The sequence below is a fragment of the Anaerostipes sp. PC18 genome (genome assembly GCF_039789045.1).
Taxonomy (GTDB): domain Bacteria; phylum Bacillota; class Clostridia; order Lachnospirales; family Lachnospiraceae; genus Anaerostipes; species Anaerostipes hominis.
This window is the reverse complement of record NZ_CP121164.1, coordinates 475,060-491,566: the sequence shown is the minus strand read 5'-3', so window position 1 is coordinate 491,566 and position 16,507 is coordinate 475,060. Positions and strand designations below refer to the sequence as shown.

20 protein-coding genes are annotated in these 16,507 nt (G+C 42.2%); all 20 read right to left on the bottom strand.

Annotated features, from left to right (window positions below; translation table 11 throughout):
* Positions 1–16: 16 nt before the first annotated feature.
* The 20 genes from P8F77_RS02740 to P8F77_RS02645 all read right to left on the bottom strand — a co-directional run bounded on the left by P8F77_RS02740 (position 17) and on the right by P8F77_RS02645 (position 16,506).
* Entirely contained in the window at positions 17–391 is a 375-nt protein-coding gene (locus tag P8F77_RS02740) for a hypothetical protein (protein ID WP_347256322.1), read from the bottom strand.
* A 63-nt stretch (positions 392–454) separates the two neighbouring features.
* A complete protein-coding gene (locus P8F77_RS02735) occupies positions 455–1,339 on the bottom strand; it encodes a hypothetical protein (RefSeq protein WP_347256321.1) in 885 nt (294 codons plus the stop codon).
* Complete coding sequence (locus P8F77_RS02730) at positions 1,336–2,397, bottom strand: siphovirus ReqiPepy6 Gp37-like family protein (protein WP_347256320.1); 1,062 nt, start codon at positions 2,395–2,397, stop codon at positions 1,336–1,338. Before P8F77_RS02730 ends, P8F77_RS02735 begins: the two co-directional genes overlap by 4 nt.
* Before the next feature lies 1 nt (position 2,398).
* Positions 2,399–3,244, bottom strand: coding sequence for a phage tail domain-containing protein (locus tag P8F77_RS02725; RefSeq protein WP_347256319.1), 846 nt, complete (start codon positions 3,242–3,244; stop codon positions 2,399–2,401).
* A gap of 3 nt (positions 3,245–3,247) precedes the next feature.
* Entirely contained in the window at positions 3,248–7,162 is a 3,915-nt protein-coding gene (locus P8F77_RS02720; RefSeq protein WP_347256318.1) for a phage tail tape measure protein, read from the bottom strand.
* Positions 7,163–7,177: 15 nt separating this feature from the next.
* A complete protein-coding gene (locus P8F77_RS02715; RefSeq protein ID WP_347256317.1) occupies positions 7,178–7,378 on the bottom strand; it encodes a hypothetical protein in 201 nt (66 codons plus the stop codon).
* 32 nt (positions 7,379–7,410) lie between these two features.
* A complete protein-coding gene (locus tag P8F77_RS02710; protein WP_347256316.1) occupies positions 7,411–7,731 on the bottom strand; it encodes a hypothetical protein in 321 nt (106 codons plus the stop codon).
* 13 nt (positions 7,732–7,744) lie between these two features.
* On the bottom strand, positions 7,745–7,903 hold the full coding sequence (locus P8F77_RS02705; RefSeq protein ID WP_347256435.1) for a chitobiase/beta-hexosaminidase C-terminal domain-containing protein: 159 nt from the start codon (positions 7,901–7,903) through the stop codon (positions 7,745–7,747).
* Between the two features lie 95 nt (positions 7,904–7,998).
* Positions 7,999–8,610, bottom strand: coding sequence for a major tail protein (locus tag P8F77_RS02700; protein ID WP_347256315.1), 612 nt, complete (start codon positions 8,608–8,610; stop codon positions 7,999–8,001).
* Positions 8,607–8,963 carry a hypothetical protein gene (locus P8F77_RS02695; protein WP_347256314.1) on the bottom strand — a complete coding sequence of 119 codons (357 nt, stop codon included), beginning with the start codon at positions 8,961–8,963 and terminating at the stop codon, positions 8,607–8,609. The genes P8F77_RS02700 and P8F77_RS02695 overlap by 4 nt, the downstream gene beginning before the upstream one ends.
* Positions 8,960–9,367: a hypothetical protein gene (locus P8F77_RS02690; protein ID WP_347256313.1), complete on the bottom strand. Its 408-nt coding sequence runs from the start codon at positions 9,365–9,367 to the stop codon at positions 8,960–8,962. Before P8F77_RS02690 ends, P8F77_RS02695 begins: the two co-directional genes overlap by 4 nt.
* A 15-nt stretch (positions 9,368–9,382) precedes the next feature.
* The gene (locus tag P8F77_RS02685; RefSeq protein ID WP_347256312.1) at positions 9,383–9,727 is read right to left on the bottom strand and encodes a hypothetical protein; all 345 of its coding nucleotides are present in this window, start codon (positions 9,725–9,727) and stop codon (positions 9,383–9,385) included.
* Positions 9,728–9,730: 3 nt separating this feature from the next.
* The gene (locus P8F77_RS02680) at positions 9,731–10,255 is read right to left on the bottom strand and encodes a hypothetical protein (protein ID WP_347256311.1); all 525 of its coding nucleotides are present in this window, start codon (positions 10,253–10,255) and stop codon (positions 9,731–9,733) included.
* Between the two features lie 2 nt (positions 10,256–10,257).
* The gene (locus tag P8F77_RS02675) at positions 10,258–10,542 is read right to left on the bottom strand and encodes a hypothetical protein (protein WP_347256310.1); all 285 of its coding nucleotides are present in this window, start codon (positions 10,540–10,542) and stop codon (positions 10,258–10,260) included.
* Positions 10,543–10,556: 14 nt separating this feature from the next.
* Positions 10,557–10,718 carry a hypothetical protein gene (locus tag P8F77_RS02670; protein ID WP_347256309.1) on the bottom strand — a complete coding sequence of 54 codons (162 nt, stop codon included), beginning with the start codon at positions 10,716–10,718 and terminating at the stop codon, positions 10,557–10,559.
* The gene (locus P8F77_RS02665; protein ID WP_347256308.1) at positions 10,715–12,004 is read right to left on the bottom strand and encodes a phage major capsid protein; all 1,290 of its coding nucleotides are present in this window, start codon (positions 12,002–12,004) and stop codon (positions 10,715–10,717) included. Before P8F77_RS02665 ends, P8F77_RS02670 begins: the two co-directional genes overlap by 4 nt.
* 12 nt (positions 12,005–12,016) lie before the next feature.
* Entirely contained in the window at positions 12,017–12,658 is a 642-nt protein-coding gene (locus P8F77_RS02660; protein WP_347256307.1) for an HK97 family phage prohead protease, read from the bottom strand.
* Positions 12,639–13,883, bottom strand: coding sequence for a phage portal protein (locus P8F77_RS02655; RefSeq protein ID WP_347256306.1), 1,245 nt, complete (start codon positions 13,881–13,883; stop codon positions 12,639–12,641). Before P8F77_RS02655 ends, P8F77_RS02660 begins: the two co-directional genes overlap by 20 nt.
* 2 nt (positions 13,884–13,885) lie before the next feature.
* Entirely contained in the window at positions 13,886–15,595 is a 1,710-nt protein-coding gene (locus tag P8F77_RS02650) for a terminase TerL endonuclease subunit (RefSeq protein ID WP_347256305.1), read from the bottom strand.
* Complete coding sequence (locus P8F77_RS02645; protein ID WP_347256304.1) at positions 15,592–16,506, bottom strand: hypothetical protein; 915 nt, start codon at positions 16,504–16,506, stop codon at positions 15,592–15,594. Before P8F77_RS02645 ends, P8F77_RS02650 begins: the two co-directional genes overlap by 4 nt.
* Position 16,507: the final 1 nt, after the last annotated feature.

Here is a 16,507-nt window from a genome sequence, read left to right as displayed (position 1 = left end):
ATAAGTCCGCTCCTAATTATTTCTCTCTCTCATCCATATTAATATCTTTGGCTAATTTGTTTCGCGCTTTTAGGAGCCCTTCATCGCCTTTGCCTTTAAATGATTCCATTATTTCGTCGATGTCTTTTTTTATTTTTTGATTTAGTGCTGTGTCTTCTCCTGGTATTTCATTATACAGCCTCTTTAATTTGTTTAATTTCGTTACAATCTCTATTGGCTCATAAACTTCATCAAAATATGCATCTATATGCTCAACTATTGTTTGAGCCCCTGTATACTGATCATCTGATATTCCATCTGGTTTTCCTTTTTCAGATGTCGAACACCCCACCAGCCCAACAACCATGCACATTGCAAACGCAAACACCAATATTTTTTTAACTTTTTTCATGATAAATCCTCCCGACCTTTTTATATTTACAATATATAGCAAGAAGGATAAGAAAGCAATAGCTTAAACCCTTTTTATCACAGATTTTATGACATAAAACATAATCGTGTTTCCTGCCGGCACCGCGCTTTGAAAAGTCACTGTACTTCCACTGATCGTATAGTCCCGTCCCTTGGTAAGAAGCATCCCATTCTTAAATACTTGAAGGATATCTCCATCAGTATAAGATGCTTCTGTTGGTATATCCAGATTGGTTGTCTCTGCTGTGACTGATACTTCCGCCTGATGATCTTCATTTACTGTCGTTACCCCAAGTTCTGTTACTAATGAATTGAACCATTCATCAAAGGCTTCCTTCTTTTGAGTACTCCAGTCAGTATATTCTTTGGTACTATCTGCATAAAACTTGTTGTAAGCAGTGCTCCACTGGTCATACAACTGGCTGGTGTCCAGAAAGTCAATCAATCCTGTCACCCAGCCACACAGTCGGCTGTCTGCCCTTGTATCCGTAATCTCTGCTTGAGTAACAGCCTCCATCAGCTTGTTTACTGCCACATATGCCAGACAAAACTCTGTTATGGTACTGGTCCTCTCCATAACTGGTGCTGATGGTGTCTGTGCTTCAACTCCCTTCTTAATGGACACAGTGATCTCTCTTGCCTCCATGTCCTTCCTTAGTACAACTGCATCTATTCGGTTTAAGGTCGTGCTGGACTGTTCGATGGCCAAAGTCTCTGGTGCTGTCACCTCTGCGTATTTGCCCCCTATGTAAGCCCGGCCCTTACTCACGATCACATTCATGCCTTCCCCTGAAATGACCTGCATACTGTCTTGGTAATGGTTTACTACCCCATCACTGATTAATCCCTGATAATAACTGCTCATGTCATCAGCGTTATATTTCCGATCGCCGCCGACACTATTAAAGAATCCATATTCTAAACTCATTCCCTAACCTCCCATGTATCAAAAGTCGGAACGATCTTGTAACCGCTCTCGTCCTCATTTTCTAATATCTCAATCACCCTGGTGTCCGCCCCAATGCCGTATTCATTTTCTACACTGACGATATCCCCAAGGAAATAGTCTTTGTCCGCCTGATAGGTGGAATTGTTCTCTACCTCTCCGCTGATACCTTCCATGATCTTATACGTCCCCAGCTGTTCTTTCCCATATTCTATAAGCATCTTCTCATAAGTCTGAGCCGTAATGATCTCCCCGTTACTGCTGACTCCGCTCCCATCAATTCTTGCCTCATATCTAAGAAGGCCAGAAGTTTCTCCGATGCTGACTCTCTTCTGGCTCGTTCCTTCACCTTCTCCGACCACAATGGCCGCGTTCCGATACTCATCTCGGTTATAGGTATATTCGCTGGAAATCAGATTATCAAACTCCGGGCTAAAGACCACATAGTTATTCACGTTCTGCCCATAACTCCGGTCCTCCCCACGGTATAAAGAGAACAGAAACTGATTTTCTGGCGTCAATGTGACTTTATAACCGATCTTGTAAGTCTTACAGATGGCTGTAATCGTCTCTAAAAGATTCTCCCCATTAGATTGAAGGTCAAAATCTTTTATGGTTTCAGTAAATCCTACCTTTTCATCTAAAAGAAAGTTTTCAATCTTTCTTTTTGGGTCCGCCGGGGAAATGACATTATCCGTAATCAGCTGGCGTATACATTCCTCTGCATTTCCGCTGATGGTTGTCTGGTTCCAGGCAATCCGCCGGGACAGAATGGATTCTAAGAATCTTCCAGTGATCGTATAATAGTTTCCTTCCTCGGCGCTGGTGGTAATGGTCTTGTTCTCGATAATCCCCACCATCTCATGGTCCAAACGGTAGATATAATGATTCTCTTTTAAGAGGCTTACCGTTTCTTTGTCTGCCCGGAGATAGATTTCAAAATCTCCGCAGTCAAAAAACCTCTGGTTCCAAATGACAGAGCTGGCACTGTCGATGATCCCGATAGTTTCAAATGACTGGTTCATCACATACAGATCCATGTTACACCCCCTCGTATTCATTCCGGTGTTTAAACCGGATGTTAAGGTTCTCTATTCCCTGGTCTGCATCCAATGTATAATAGTTCTCTCCCTGGGACAACTGAAACCATTCTGGGTTCCGATCCAGATACTTAATAAAATTGATTTTTTCTGCATTACTCATCAAGTAGACAGATTTCTTCATGTTCACCGTTGTGACCACGATGCTCTCCCCTTCATTCATTGTCTTTTGAAGTCCAATCTTTCCATGAGTTTTGACCGAATAAATCCTCGGATTTACGACTTCTCCTCTGGCCACAAACTCCACAGTCATACCATTGGCCACATCTCCTTCATTGAGCATCGTAATAAAATCCAAAGCTTTGATCTCTCCTAAAGGGATCCCTTCTTCTTCGATAGAAAAAGGAAACTCAAAGAGAGACTCTGTGACACTGGATTCAATCACATCCTCCCCCATACCTTGAAAGTATGGGGTTGGACATAGGATGCTGATCTGGGCCGATTGCGGATTCTCATGGTGATTCAGCTCAAAATTCTCTACCCGTCCGTCAATGAATACATCCCTGGCATCATTCTTTACATACAGACGTATTGGTTGCTTGACAGTAAATATTCGATACAGACTAATTCTTGAGGCCTCTACGTCATTCACAATCTTGATGGTTAAGACAATGTTTCGATTCTCTACACGGGAGCTGTTAAAGATACTCCCGTCAGATAATCCCACCGTAGACGTGTTGATAGTCGCATTGGGTGGATTTAGACCTGTAACAGTTGTCCGATAAACGTGATTTCCGGTCAGGTCCAGACGGTCACCGTTCTGGTTTTCTGCAATTAATTGGAGCATCTTCTACACCCCCTTACTGAAAGACAAGGCATTTTTGGTCTGACGATAGATTTCCAAACGACTTAGTGCTTTCGGACTCGTATTGTACTGGTTGAACACCTGATTTACATTTTGATTCGTAGTTTTATTCCCTCCATAACTGATCCTTCCGCTGGCCTTTGCTATTGCATCCATAGGAACGCTGGCCGCAAGAGACCGCCTGAGAGAATCCATCTGTTCTTTGAATCCTTCTCCATATCCTTCGGCACTAAAACCTCCAAGTTCGGCAAAGACTTTGGATGGACTATGAATTTTGAGACTACTTTTAAAAGAACTGATGATGCTGTTGGCTACGTCTTGTACCGCTTTACTTAAATAGCTGGTGTCTGATTTCAGACCGTCCACAAAGCCGCTCATACATTGTTTGCCTAATGCTTCTAATTGGCTTCCCAGACCTTTAAATGCATTGTTGATGGCCGCTCCATACTCTTTGGACACTTTATCAAAGTCACTCTGGTATAAATTCTTTGACATCTGTTCGGAGACGTTCATCTTTTCTGTATAGGCATCGTTGTAGGCTTTAAGTTCTGCGTCGCTCATAGAAAGGAGCTGGTCCATAAAGGCTTTCCCCTGATCTACATCATAGGTCGATATCTGATTGAACAGATCTTCGGACACCTTGCCTTTGATTGTGTTTAATCGGTCCATATATGCTTTGATATCCTCTGTCTGCTGTTTAATATCATTCACAGACATAACCCCTGCCCCTGAGACGGTAAACAGCTCTCCAAAGCCCTGGAGCTTCGACACCATGGTATTTTGCAGGTTGGTCAGGTTATCCCATCGTGCTTGATAAGTCTCTGTAATGCCGTTGATAGTGTCGGACACCATCTTTTCCGCTTCACTACCAAATTTACTCATTGCATCGTTAAAACCTTCCAATGCTTTATCAGTTGCAGTTTTATAATCATTTTGCTTACCTTGATAAAAGGAAATTAGTTTCGTGTAATAGTCTTGATTATAATTCTTCACATCCTTATACTTACTTTGTAGGTCTTTCACCATCTTCTTTTTGCTTTTTTTAGATGCCTTTTTATATTTTTTGGAATTTTTTAGAGACTTTAATTTCTCATCATATTGCTTCCTTTTAGAAAGTTTGTTTTCTAAACTTGTAATTTTGGAGTCATACTTCCCCATTTGCTGTTCAAATATATATGTAATTTTATCCTGAGATGTCTTTAATTTATCTTGAATAGCATTAGAAAACAACTCTGCGGCTTGGTTCCCTGCATCTGTAAACCCACCATTAATGACATTTTGAGCGGCTTTTAAGACACCGCCAACCATTCCTTTCATGACATTCACGAGATTTTTTTCTTCACTTGTCATTCCTGCAATAATTCCGGTTACTATATGTTTTCCAACTTCATCCCTCATGACGCGGGAAGGGGACTTTATTTTTAATTTATCTTTGATGTTCTTTACAATTCCACTGGCAAAGCTTTTAACTTTGTCTGCTAGCCATCCAGCGGCTCCACTAATCCCGGACCATATTCCCTGTACGATATTTTTTCCAATAGAAGTAACTTTCCCAGGTATACTTTTAATTCCATTAATCACAGCCGTTGCAAAATTTTTGGCCGCCGCTTTTCCTTTCGACACTAAATTGCTTCCCCAAGTTGCTACTCTAGAAATCGCACCGCTTATAGCTCCATATATCTTACTCGGTAATGACTTTACTCCGCTTACAACTCTGCTTAAAAAGTTTTTAGCGGCGGTAACTCCTTTAGAAACCAGCTTAGCACCCCAAGACACTACTTTGGGAAGGACCTTTGTGATTATATTGTAGTATTGCGTTGGTAAAAATGTAATTGCCTTAATAACTGCTTTTAAAAATCCTTTGGCTACACTTCCTCCTTTGCTTACTAGCTGTGTTCCCCACTTGGTGACCCCTTTTATTATACTAGTAACAAGTTTTAGAAATTTTGCTGGCAGTGAAGCAATACCACTAATCACATTTTTGCCAAAGTTCACAACTGCATTTACTGCGTTCTTAAATCCATTCGGAAGTGTGGTGGTGAAAAATTGGACAACTGTATTTACAAAGCCACCTATAACTGCTTTGGCCGCATTAAAGACTTCCAGCACCTTATTTCTAAACTTTTCATTTGTAGCGATAAGCGCTACAATAGCCGCAACCACAGCCGCAATAGCAGTGATAATTAAGACTAGTGGGTTGGCGTTCAAAACTGCGTTTAAAATTCCCTGTGCCACGGCTTGTGCTTTTGTGGCTAGTTCCCATCCTTTTATAATTCCGACAAGCATCTGGAGATTTCTCACAAACGTTGCAATTTTATTAATTATAAAAATTGCTCCAAATGCTGTTCCGACTCCTGTAATAACGGGAATAAGAGTATCTAGATTTTTTGTGCAATAGTCTACAAAGTTTTTTATACCCGGTAACAGTTTTTGTGCAATAGGATATAGTACATCGATCTGTATACTGCGGCCTATTTTGGTAAACTCGTTTCTTATGTTATCAAATCTTTTATTTTGTAAGTCTTCCATTGAATTTTTAGTTTTATCTATAGCCCCATCTGTATCTTTCATCGCTAAAATAGCTTTTCCGCCTGTATCTTCCCACATACTTCCAAAGAGTTGGACTCCTAACTTATTCTGTTTAATCGGATCTTTTACTTCGCTTAGCCCTGTCATCACTTTTCCAAAAGCTTCTTTTGCACTTTTTCCGCCCTTACCAAATGCTTTCGTTGTTTCTTCCACATCTAGTCCCAGAGCCTTAAACGCATCATTTGCGGTGCCGTCTTTAACATTTATAGAAAAATCATTCATGGCATCACCAAGTTTATCTATGTCAAATACCCCGGCATCTGCTCCTTTTTTCAGCATGTTAAACATATCTGTTGCAGAAAGACCCATTTGTTGAAACTTAGGTCCATATTCATTGATTACATCAAGGAGATTTCCGTTTTTATCAAGGCCTGCTTGAGCTCCCTGGACAAGTAAATTAAATGCTTCCGTAGATTTAATACCGAACTGCGTCATCATTTGGTTAACCGTCCTTACAGACTCACTAACATCGAATCCAAACGTATCCCTTAATGATATAGCTTTATCAGTTAATTCCTTTAACTTGCTCGGATCAGTTTCCTTCAACTGCCTTTTTACCTCTGCCATAGCCTCCGCAACATCCGTAATGGACTCTCCAGCTCCGCTTTTATAAAGGCTAAGAATCTCTTTTTTAAATTTCGCCATGGCTTTTTCAGAAACTCCGGTAGATGCCTGGAATTTGCTCATCGCCTCATCGCCTTCAAGCGTAAAGTCTTTTAAACTATTTAAAACAGTTTTTATTCCCTCCGCCAACACTCCTACAAATGCTCCCGCAACCAATCCAATGGCATCGTCTAAACCCTTTAATCCGCTTTTTATTTTTTTCAAAGAAGATTCATAATCCTTAATCTCTCGTTCTGTCCTGCTAACAGCCGCCTGCTGATTTAACATCGTCACCCGCATCCGGTCTGACGCTTTTTCATTGGCCAACTGCTCCTTCTCTACCCCATTCAGAGCCGTTTTTAATTCCTGGGCCTTCTTGCTATTCTCTCCAAACTGCCGGACTTCCTCCTGGTATTTGGCTTTTAACTCCTCTGCCCGTTTTCCGTTCTCCTGCTGAGCCTGTTCAAGCTGTTGCAACTGTTTTTGATAGTTAGCAAGCTTGCTCTTTTGGGCTCCCAGAACACTGTTTAACTGTGAAAGCTTTGCTTCCACTCCTTGCGTAGTCTTTTGCCAGTCTTCCATCCCAGCCGATGCCGCTTTAAATTGGGCATTGGCCAGCTTGATAGACTGATTTGCTTCACTGATCCCTTTTTTCAGATCAGAGATATCTACTTTAAATTTTGTTGTGATCGGTTCATTCTGCGCCATATCCTCATCCTTTCTTTACCACCAGCCTTCATTGTCCGATGCATAGACTCTCTTTACCTTCTCTGGTTCTTCTTCGTACTCGTTCATCTCATCGTCCACCTTCTTCGTGTCGATATACAGCGTGAACACATCTTCCGCCGGCGCATCGTCGACCATGAAAGGCGTAAAGGCCGGATACTGCTTACATAGATAGTAGTTGATATTAAAAAACAGCATGTTTAAGGACGGCGGTTCCCCGCCGCCCTCCTCTAGTTTTTTTCTTTCGGAAGGCTGTTCACCTTATCCACCACAAACTGGAGGAGTTCTTTGAACAGTGGGACAAAGTCCATGATATCCACCTGGTCCAGTTCGTCATCTGTAAGATCTGGAAAGATGCTCTTTACCAGATCCTCAAACGGTTCAATGCACTGGAGCACCATTCCTGCAATCCCAATCTCATCTCCTCCCTGGATCTTGTCCAGGTCGATGATCTTTACAAACCGGCGGATAATCTTATACGGGATTCTTACCTCTTCTGTCTCATAGGCTTTGATAACGGTTCCTTTTTCATCTCTGATATTTAACTTCATCCTCTGATCCTTTCTATGTAGTCTTTGTATAGGTCACTTCCAACACAGCACTGTCTGCCATTTTGTCTTTCACGGCAAAAGCTTTAATGGTCGTCGTTGCTGTAATCGCGATCGGCGCCGTATACTCTGTGCTGGCGGTAGTTGGGTTGCTTCCATCTGTCGTGTAATAAATCTGCGCTCCTGCCGTCTGACAGTTTAACGTAACATCGACGCTGTCCCCGTTAAAGTTCCTCTCATCCGGGGATGCCGTCGGTGTTGCTACAGGAGCTAGGCTTTTTTTGTCAGTGTATCAATCGTAGTTACCTGGTCAAAGAATGTAGAGAAATCTACTTTATCCATTCTCTCATCTACCACCAGGGCCTTTGCAGTCCTTCCTGTCTTCGTAAATTTGTGAGTTGTATTGATTCCAGTAAAGGTTAATTCCACATCATTAGAATCTGTGGAATCATCTTCTGTTGCCGAGGTTTCTTCTGGGATCGCAAAGGTTCCTTTATAGCGCCATACATAACGTCTCTTTCCATCTGTACCCTTTGTGATGTATCCAATAGCAAAATAGTCATTGTCTCTCTCGCCTTCGACCATGGCCCCTGTGGTCTCGTCATAATACTGACCAGTGATTTCCGCATAAACATCCAAAGATGGCGGTGCTACTCTCAGTGTTACTTCGTCGCTTCCTGTGGAATTGGTTACGATCATCGGCTGGTTGTCATAATAATCTGTTGCACTGTCTGATTCTGTAGATTTTCCGATTTCTCCGACGGGAGATAACGGTTTCACAGGGCCAGTCACATATCCTCCGCCCTCTGCCTCATTGTTATCTGTCGTGACTTTTGCATAAACCAGTCCTTCTACACCACGAAATTTAAAAACTTCACTCATTTTTGTTCCTCCTTATAATTTTCAATAAAATATATCGTCATTACTTTCCCCGTATGTGATGGTTCATCACAGCTTAGGTCAAACGGGGCATGACCTGGGATAAATCCCTGTTCCTTTAATTTCTTTCTTGCCTGCCTTGGTACTGTTTCTGTCAAAGCTGGGTCCGTAGAATAAAAATAGACCCAATATCCAAGATCGCACGAAACCGCATCATTGTCATAATGGTTCTCATCCCCTTGGAACTGCCAGAAGGTAAAGAACGAGGCTGGGTAATCCTCTCCTTCTGTCAGAGATCCTTGCAGATAAACATCATATCCAAGGCTTTCTAATGTCTCTATTAGCTTCTCTCTCAAATCCCCAACCTCCTTATCTCGCTATAAAAAATTTCTTCCACTGTATCGTGGACAAGTTGCTTCGTCTTGTTTCCATACACCGCATTGTATAGTTTTCTGTCTGGAGTCATTTTTGGTGTTCCATACATCAGAAATACAGAAGGCAGGCCTCCATTCGGAATATCGAAACCAATATCGACACTTCCTACGGAACCTGCCCACTCTATATGCGGGGATGTTACAATACTCTCTGCGGTGATCCCCCGATCATTATGCGGCGCCATGGCGCTTTGGATCTTTGGAGTCACCAGCTCAAATGTTTTGGCCAATGCTTTCTCAGAGACCTTTTTCGTGTCTCCTTCCATTTTCTTTAGCCTGTTTATCACATCGTCAAATCCGTCAAACTCTAATCCCATTTTCGCCATGAGCACACCTTCTTTCTATGGACCTCCCTTGATCCTTCGGACTTTAAAGACTGAATACTGATGCCGCTGTTCGATATCTTCCGGCTCTCCAAGGATCTCATAGACCTTGTTTTCTGCATATGCCAAAGCAACTCGCCCGCCGGAGTCAAACATTGGATCATACCATGTCTCTATGCTCGCCGTATCTTCTACGGCATAGACTCCATTCTTTTGTACGTCAGTTCCGCCATAGGTTTTAAAACTCCCGTAGAATAAACACTTATCGCCATACTTTTTTGTGGTGACTCCGTTAATTCGTTCTGTCCCTATAACAGGAAAATAATATAAGGGAGTATTAAATTGTCTGTTTAATTCATACATAAATTACCATCCTATTACCAAATACCTTAAAACATCTGTTTTGTCATAGCTTCGAGTCCCATTATCATCATAGTTAAATCTGTTTCCGGAAATCTTAATAGGTGAGTCAGTTTTCTCTGTTGATGACATATCATATGCCCAAAATGTTACAAATGGCTCATTTGCCCATGTTGTATAAGCAATAATAAATCTTGGTGTATATGGAAATGTAATTGCGCTTGTTACACAGCGCCAGTATTCATACTGACTATTCCATGTTTGCGTTACTGTAAAGTTAGTGTTTTTTGTATATATAATTGGTTTGTAGACCTTGGAAATCAGTTGATCCCACGTCATGCTTGCTGTGGCTCCGTTGCCAATGGCGGCCGCAAGCTTGCTTTTCCCGTCACTGGCATTTTGAAAACACTCGTTCACCGCGGCTACAAGACTTGATTTATCTGTTGTCCTCAAACTTGATAATGTCCCTGTTTCCGTTTTAGGAGGCACTTCAATTTTATTTTTATTTTCGTCAAATCCATAGGTTGCCACAACTATTCACCTCCCTGGCTCTTTAATGCAAGCTGGCTGGCCCGCATCATGAAATAATCACTGAGGCGGGTCCCGCCATTCCCATAGTTCCAAAGATCTGCCACACCTCGGCTCACCAGACCAATAATCTCATCGCCCTTTAAGATGGCCTCAGAGACACCTGCATCATCCAGAAAACACAAAACCTCATAGAGGTAGATCTTTAAAGTTTCATCATGGAAGCTCCCGGTGATTCCAAGACTTGCTTTCACCTTTGTAAGCATTGGCTCTTGTTCTATCACTGCCATAGCCTCCCTCCTTTCTAGGATGCCGACTGATTCCCGCCGGAGGCCGGAGGCTGGTAGGCCTCCGTGACCAGCTCGATACATTCTTCTATGCTATCTGCTCTGATCTCATCCACGGAAGCCGCTCCTCCCATCTTTACAATCAGTTCTTTTAATGCGTCGATTACCATCAGCCTCACCCTTTCTTCTTAATGACCAGCACGCCGTTTGGATCTACCAGTTTTCCATCTGCGATCAGGATGCATTTATTCTTGATCTCATTTGTATCATGGTCAACCCATTTCACTGTCTGCATCTCCATATTGGAGTTGACTGCATAGTTGGAAAGTTTAATGAAGACTGCGATAACGTCTCCTGCCACTGCAGTGTCATATGGCTTTAAGATATCATCCTCAACCGTCTCAATGTTCTTTCCTGCAAAACGGTAAGTCTCTGCCCCATCGATGCCATAGTTCACCCTTCCGATCGGCTGGCCAACACTGTCCACCATTCCATCAATGTATCCGTCAAACGTAGACTGGGCCATAATGAACTCCCCATCACGATATGACTTTTTCATCTTTCCGAATACCTTCTTCTTCCAAACATCCCATTTGGCGATCTCAGCATCTGTAAGCTCAATGACATTCTCTGCCGGGATACGGCTATCCTGTAAGATACCTAACGGCTGGCTGGTTCCATTTCCGTTCATGATTGCCACATCAAGAGCTTTGGCCATTGCTTCCACAGCCAAGGATACAAACAATTCCTGGAACATGGACAATGTCACCACGTTGGCCAGAAGAGTCTGGGCAATCTTACATTCCAGTCCAAAATAGCTAAAGGAGATGGAATCATTTGCCGCGATCTTCTGATCCTCACTTGGTGCGGTCTCGCCAATCCACTTAGCTTCTGGTTTTAAAGAAAGGATCGGGATCTTAACTCCTCCCTGAATATTTAACTTTCTTACTTTTGCGTACAGATTTCCGTAAGATTTCAGCTCGCTGATGATCTCATTTAAGATTGTTGTCGGAATTACTGCACCAGCATCTCCTGTGGTGGTCACGGCATCTGCCCGGTACTCTTCCGGCATTGGAACGTTGCGGCATGCAAACTCCATAAAGGCTTTACGATATTCCTCTGTGTCATAGCGTCCTGCGCTCTTCTTTTCCTGTCCTCTCATAGAGTAAGCTCCTAGGATCTCTCCTCCGCGGACCTGAGTATTCACACCATGATAAGAACGCTGTGGTTCTTCTTCCGGTGCCGGCTCCTTTGCTCCGTCTCCTGGCTCTTCTGGTTTCTTTTCATCCTCTGTCTTAGCAAGCTGTTCTTTGGCCTCTGTAAGTTCCTTTAAAACAGCATCCAGTGTCTCTCCAAGAGCTCTTACCTCATCTGCTGTCTCTGCCTGCTTGATCTGTCTCTTTAAATCTTCTTTCTGTTCTTCCTTGCTTCTGATTAAGTTGTTTAAATAACTGCGAAAATCCATTCTGTTTTCCTCCTAAATTCCATATAAATACTTTGCCTTCAATTGTTCGACCTCAAGATCCCTGCTCACATTATCCAATGTTTGACCGCCGCTCCTTGCATTATCCAATGCTGACCGTGCGTTCTCCAACGCACCCTTACAGCGTGCACTGATCGTTGTCGTCTCATATGCGGGAAAAGTGACAGCAGATACTTCTGCCACCCGATCAATTCCCGTGATATGTCTCGTTGGATAGTCAGACTCTAAGCCTTCCCATTCCTCCGATTGTATCGAAAACATGAAGGACATCCCGGAAATGTCTCCACGTTTGATCGCTGAATATAAATTCCTTGCCTCGGTGTTCTCTTCGATATCTAAATTCACTCGGATAAAGAGTCCCTCCTTATCCGGCATTAACTGCATCGTCGAGTTCCGGTTATTTCTCCGGCTCCTGGCAAGCGGCACCATATTAGTGTCATGATTTACTAAAAACCGGACATCCTCTAAGTTTGTCTCCTTTAGGGCATCCGGTTCGATGATTTCCTGGAAACATCCCAGGTCGGTCATGGAGTTATAGATAATGGGCCGTCCGGTAATGACACCCATTCTTTCTTCATTCTCCTCTGCCCGCATCTCAAATGTATAACTTCTCTGCTCATACTGGCTGTTCTTCATCTTCTCCCCCTCCTGTTCCTTCCTGCTTCATCTGATATTGGTCTGCGATCTCCACGCTAACATAATTTAGGGACTGCATACGCACTCCGTCAAGCTCCTTTAGTGGCTGGAGACCAAACGCCACACGTTTCTCATTCTCATATAGGGAGCCACTGTCTCCCAAGAGCCTTACCATCTCCAATGTCTGGTCCACACTCATAAAAATCAGGTCTTTTGGATAGAACTGAATCTCATTTCCGTGTCCACGCTCTTTCCCGGTAAACAATACTCTGGTAAAAGCTTCCGAAAACTTCACGATTAGAGGCTCCAGCGTCTTCTGGTAGAAAGCAGACAGCTGAGATGGTGTATAATCCCCGCTAAGAATGGAAAGTGGTACCCCAAATGTCCTTAAAATCTTCTCATCGATGAATTTCAAGGTATCATTGTCCACCAATTTAACTTCTTTCTTCAATGGGGTGAACTCATTTTTGATATCCAATCCTAGGAATCCATTCTCTGAGTTTTTTAGCTGATTCTCAAACTTCTTCATATTTTGTTCGATGGTCCCGTCATCCATCATCGTATTGTATTTCACGATTCCATTGACCGCGAATGATGATTTCATCGCATGCAGGACTCCATCTAGCAAAGAATTATTTAACTGTAATGTCTTTAACAATGCCTCGTGATCCGGCTGGCCAAAAATATTGCCTCCCATATAGTCATTACTGGAATACCGGTAGCGGACATGGATTACATCATCATAAGGCAGAGTCGTTTCAAAGCGGTTTGGAAATAAAAATTTCACAAACAGCCTCCCGGTACTGTCCTCAATAAATGTCGTATTGGTTGGACGAATCGGATAGATAGCTTGATATCTCCGTTTCTCACTTCCATCCTTGTCCTTCCATACCTCATACACGGGGACTGCGAAAGAATTATAGTCATAGAACAGATTCCACACCATCCGCTCGATCAATTCACTCTTTGTCATGAATCCATTGGGCTGGTCAAGAATCCTTTGTCGGTCATCCCCCACTGGGAGAAGATCGTTCCCGTTTTTACGCACATGGACTGGATTTAATTTCTGCATCTCTGATACGATGCATTGAATGGCTTGATTCACTACATCAGAAGCAAAAATATCTGTCCCAAAATTCGTAAAGATCGGGGTATTCCCACTCAGCATCCCTGCATAAGTGGATTTCTTCGGTTTATGTGAAAGTATCTTATCGATCCAGTTCATTCCTACCCCTTTCTAAGCATTTGCTTAAAGTCTGTTCGATATCTGCGGTACATCTCATATAAGATGATGTCGGTGACTGCTCCATCGATTCGTTTCGTTGGCTCCTTTTTTACACAAAGCCCCTGTCCTCTGTCATTTACTTTGACAGCGGCATTTGAAAGACACCATCGGTCTACCGCATTATTGTTGTAATTTACTAATCTTGCTTTAAAGTCAGCTTCTAACAATTTCATTGCATTATCCAAGGTTTCTGCATTCTGCAAGATCAATACCAAATCATCATTTTCTTTGGTCCATCCATAATTATTCATTTGATGGATCCATGCCTTGGAAAACCTCTGGTCAAAGCCGCATTTCCATAATTTCAGGTCATACTTTTTATATAATTCGTAAAACCAGTCCGCTACTTTGGCCAAATCTATATCATTGCCTTCACAGATGGTAATAAGCCCTTGTTTGGCCCATTCCGCATACTTTGCTCCGGCATTTTTATCATCTGATTCTGTCAGCTTTCGCTCTGGTATAAAATATTTCGTGTAAATATACTTTGTCTGATCCTCTGGACGCATAAGAAGAACTTTTGCACAGGTTAAATCTGTAGTCTCAGATAAATCCACGGCTCCCAAGCAAATAGCTCCCTCAAACTCTGAAATGCCAAAGTTATTTTCGTAATCATAGTCCTCAAGATTCAGCCAGCTCTCTACACTATTCTGTTTAATATTAAAATCCTTAGACAGAACAAAAATCCTGTCTGACTTAGATATCCTTGCAATATCTACCTGCTCGTCGAGGTACTCCCATTTCTTGATCGTACCTAACGTTGGATTGCTTTTTACCCAGCTGTTCCTGTTCTGCCAAACCTCTTCCTCAGAGTCTTGCGTATATAACCAGGGGAGAAGACGTTCTCCTGCTATGGTATCGTCTTCTCCCCGAATAACTTTTCTGGCCTTGTCTAACTCTTGGTCTAAATATCCATCCAGAACAAACCCCTCCGTAGTAATATTAATGAATTTGGGGTTCTCTTTTAATGATTGGGACTGCTCTATGGACTTCCCTATGGTGTTTTCTTTCATCTCATGCGTTTCATCGATGATTGCAAAGTCAATATTTCGCCCTTCTTTTGATGTTGTGCGGTCTGAAAGTTTAAATACTTTGGAACCATTCTGCTTATTCTCAATAAATCGCTGATTTTTCTTGGTATCTAAGTCATGAGGATCAATCAACTGCCTCATCTTATTAATTGCATCGTATGTAATACTTGCATCTGTATCATTATTAGAACTACATACGATATCCGCACCATCATTTCCAACGATCAGCTCACTTAGGCCCAATGCTGAACACATCTCAGATTTTGTATTCTTTCTGGCAATCAATAAAATGATCTTTTTAAATCGATCCAGTCCAGTATCCGCCATTTTAAAACTATAACAAGTCTCAATAAATGCTTTCTGCCAACTCATCAGAACCATTGGCTTGTTATAATAAGGTGATTTGGTAAGACGCACACAGTTTTCCATGAAATTCATTCGGAGCCTGGCATCTTTTGTATCATAATCGTAGCGGTCATCGTAAAGATCCTCATACAGGTTCTCCAATTCCATATGTAATTCCTGGCCTACTAAAATATCACCGCAGTTGACCTTCTCCCGGTAGAAAAGCAGGGAGGAATTATCTGGTGTCCATGATTTTTTCTCTTTTATCAGCATCATTTCGTCCTTTTCCAGAAAAACACTGTGATATATGGCTGTAAATTTCCAGCGTTCCCTCCGCCGGAAGATGTCGTATTTCCACTGTTCCCACCTGTATTCCCGTTGTTTGCTCCTGTTGTACAATTTCCAGAGGAGTTCATGGTATGTGTATGGTTACCTGTTGTATTTGATTTATAAGATGTACTCCCAGACTCATAATTATTTGGCTTATTGTAACTTGTACCTTTCTGAACGGCACTCTTATTAATACCTAAATAGTGAAAATGATTTCCAGACCCCTGCATCGTATGAACATGGTTTGGAACATTATGTGTATGGTTATTTAGGCTATGCACATGATTATTCAGCCCATGTGCATGACTTTGCAATTCCTTATGCCCTCCTGGTTTCTCTACACTGTTAAACTCTGACTGTCCAGTGTCCACGCCGACTAAAGTTCTCCCTGCTCCAAATGGGACCCATGTCCCTCCAAGCCAAATACTTGGATTACGGTTATTTACACTGGTGTAAACAGAACCGACCGGATAGATCAGATTTATGATATTACTGACTCTAAGGTCCTCCAGCACTCTCTCAAAGTAATAGACTCCATCCTTTTCCTGGACCATCAAATTATCGCTGGCGTTGTAGGTTCCGCCTCCTTGAAAGGTAATAGGGCCATGTGTTTGAGTATCGATCAGATAACAAGTTTTAGCTGATGGCCATGAAAAAATCTGTCCCGATACATCAAGGCTAATGCTTCCATTTACAACTTCCGTGACAGGACCTGTATAACTTCCAAACACAATCTGTGCTGTATTAGCCGTTATATTTTCAAATGTAATCAAACAGGTCGTTTTTCCCGGCTCATTATTATTTGACAGGAGCAATAAACTGTTATCTGCCGCATGAAATTTAATATTTATCACCATT

What these genes read in the sequence shown, in the direction of transcription:
- P8F77_RS02700 (WP_347256315.1), bottom strand. Translation starts at nt 8,610, where the DNA reads ATGAGTGAAGTTTTTAAATTTCGTGGTGTAGAAGGACTGGTTTATGCA.
- P8F77_RS02660 (WP_347256307.1), bottom strand. Translation starts at nt 12,658, where the DNA reads ATGAAGAACAGCCAGTATGAGCAGAGAAGTTATACATTTGAGATGCGG.
- P8F77_RS02650 (WP_347256305.1), bottom strand. Translation starts at nt 15,595, where the DNA reads ATGATGCTGATAAAAGAGAAAAAATCATGGACACCAGATAATTCCTCC.
- P8F77_RS02675 (WP_347256310.1), bottom strand. Translation starts at nt 10,542, where the DNA reads ATGGCAGTGATAGAACAAGAGCCAATGCTTACAAAGGTGAAAGCAAGT.
- P8F77_RS02685 (WP_347256312.1), bottom strand. Translation starts at nt 9,727, where the DNA reads ATGTATGAATTAAACAGACAATTTAATACTCCCTTATATTATTTTCCT.
- P8F77_RS02720 (WP_347256318.1), bottom strand. Translation starts at nt 7,162, where the DNA reads ATGGCGCAGAATGAACCGATCACAACAAAATTTAAAGTAGATATCTCT.
- P8F77_RS02690 (WP_347256313.1), bottom strand. Translation starts at nt 9,367, where the DNA reads ATGGCGAAAATGGGATTAGAGTTTGACGGATTTGACGATGTGATAAAC.
- P8F77_RS02740 (WP_347256322.1), bottom strand. Translation starts at nt 391, where the DNA reads ATGAAAAAAGTTAAAAAAATATTGGTGTTTGCGTTTGCAATGTGCATG.
- P8F77_RS02710 (WP_347256316.1), bottom strand. Translation starts at nt 7,731, where the DNA reads ATGAAGTTAAATATCAGAGATGAAAAAGGAACCGTTATCAAAGCCTAT.
- P8F77_RS02715 (WP_347256317.1), bottom strand. Translation starts at nt 7,378, where the DNA reads ATGCTGTTTTTTAATATCAACTACTATCTATGTAAGCAGTATCCGGCC.
- P8F77_RS02730 (WP_347256320.1), bottom strand. Translation starts at nt 2,397, where the DNA reads ATGGATCTGTATGTGATGAACCAGTCATTTGAAACTATCGGGATCATC.
- P8F77_RS02735 (WP_347256321.1), bottom strand. Translation starts at nt 1,339, where the DNA reads ATGAGTTTAGAATATGGATTCTTTAATAGTGTCGGCGGCGATCGGAAA.
- P8F77_RS02645 (WP_347256304.1), bottom strand. Translation starts at nt 16,506, where the DNA reads ATGGTGATAAATATTAAATTTCATGCGGCAGATAACAGTTTATTGCTC.
- P8F77_RS02655 (WP_347256306.1), bottom strand. Translation starts at nt 13,883, where the DNA reads ATGAACTGGATCGATAAGATACTTTCACATAAACCGAAGAAATCCACT.
- P8F77_RS02665 (WP_347256308.1), bottom strand. Translation starts at nt 12,004, where the DNA reads ATGGATTTTCGCAGTTATTTAAACAACTTAATCAGAAGCAAGGAAGAA.
- P8F77_RS02725 (WP_347256319.1), bottom strand. Translation starts at nt 3,244, where the DNA reads ATGCTCCAATTAATTGCAGAAAACCAGAACGGTGACCGTCTGGACCTG.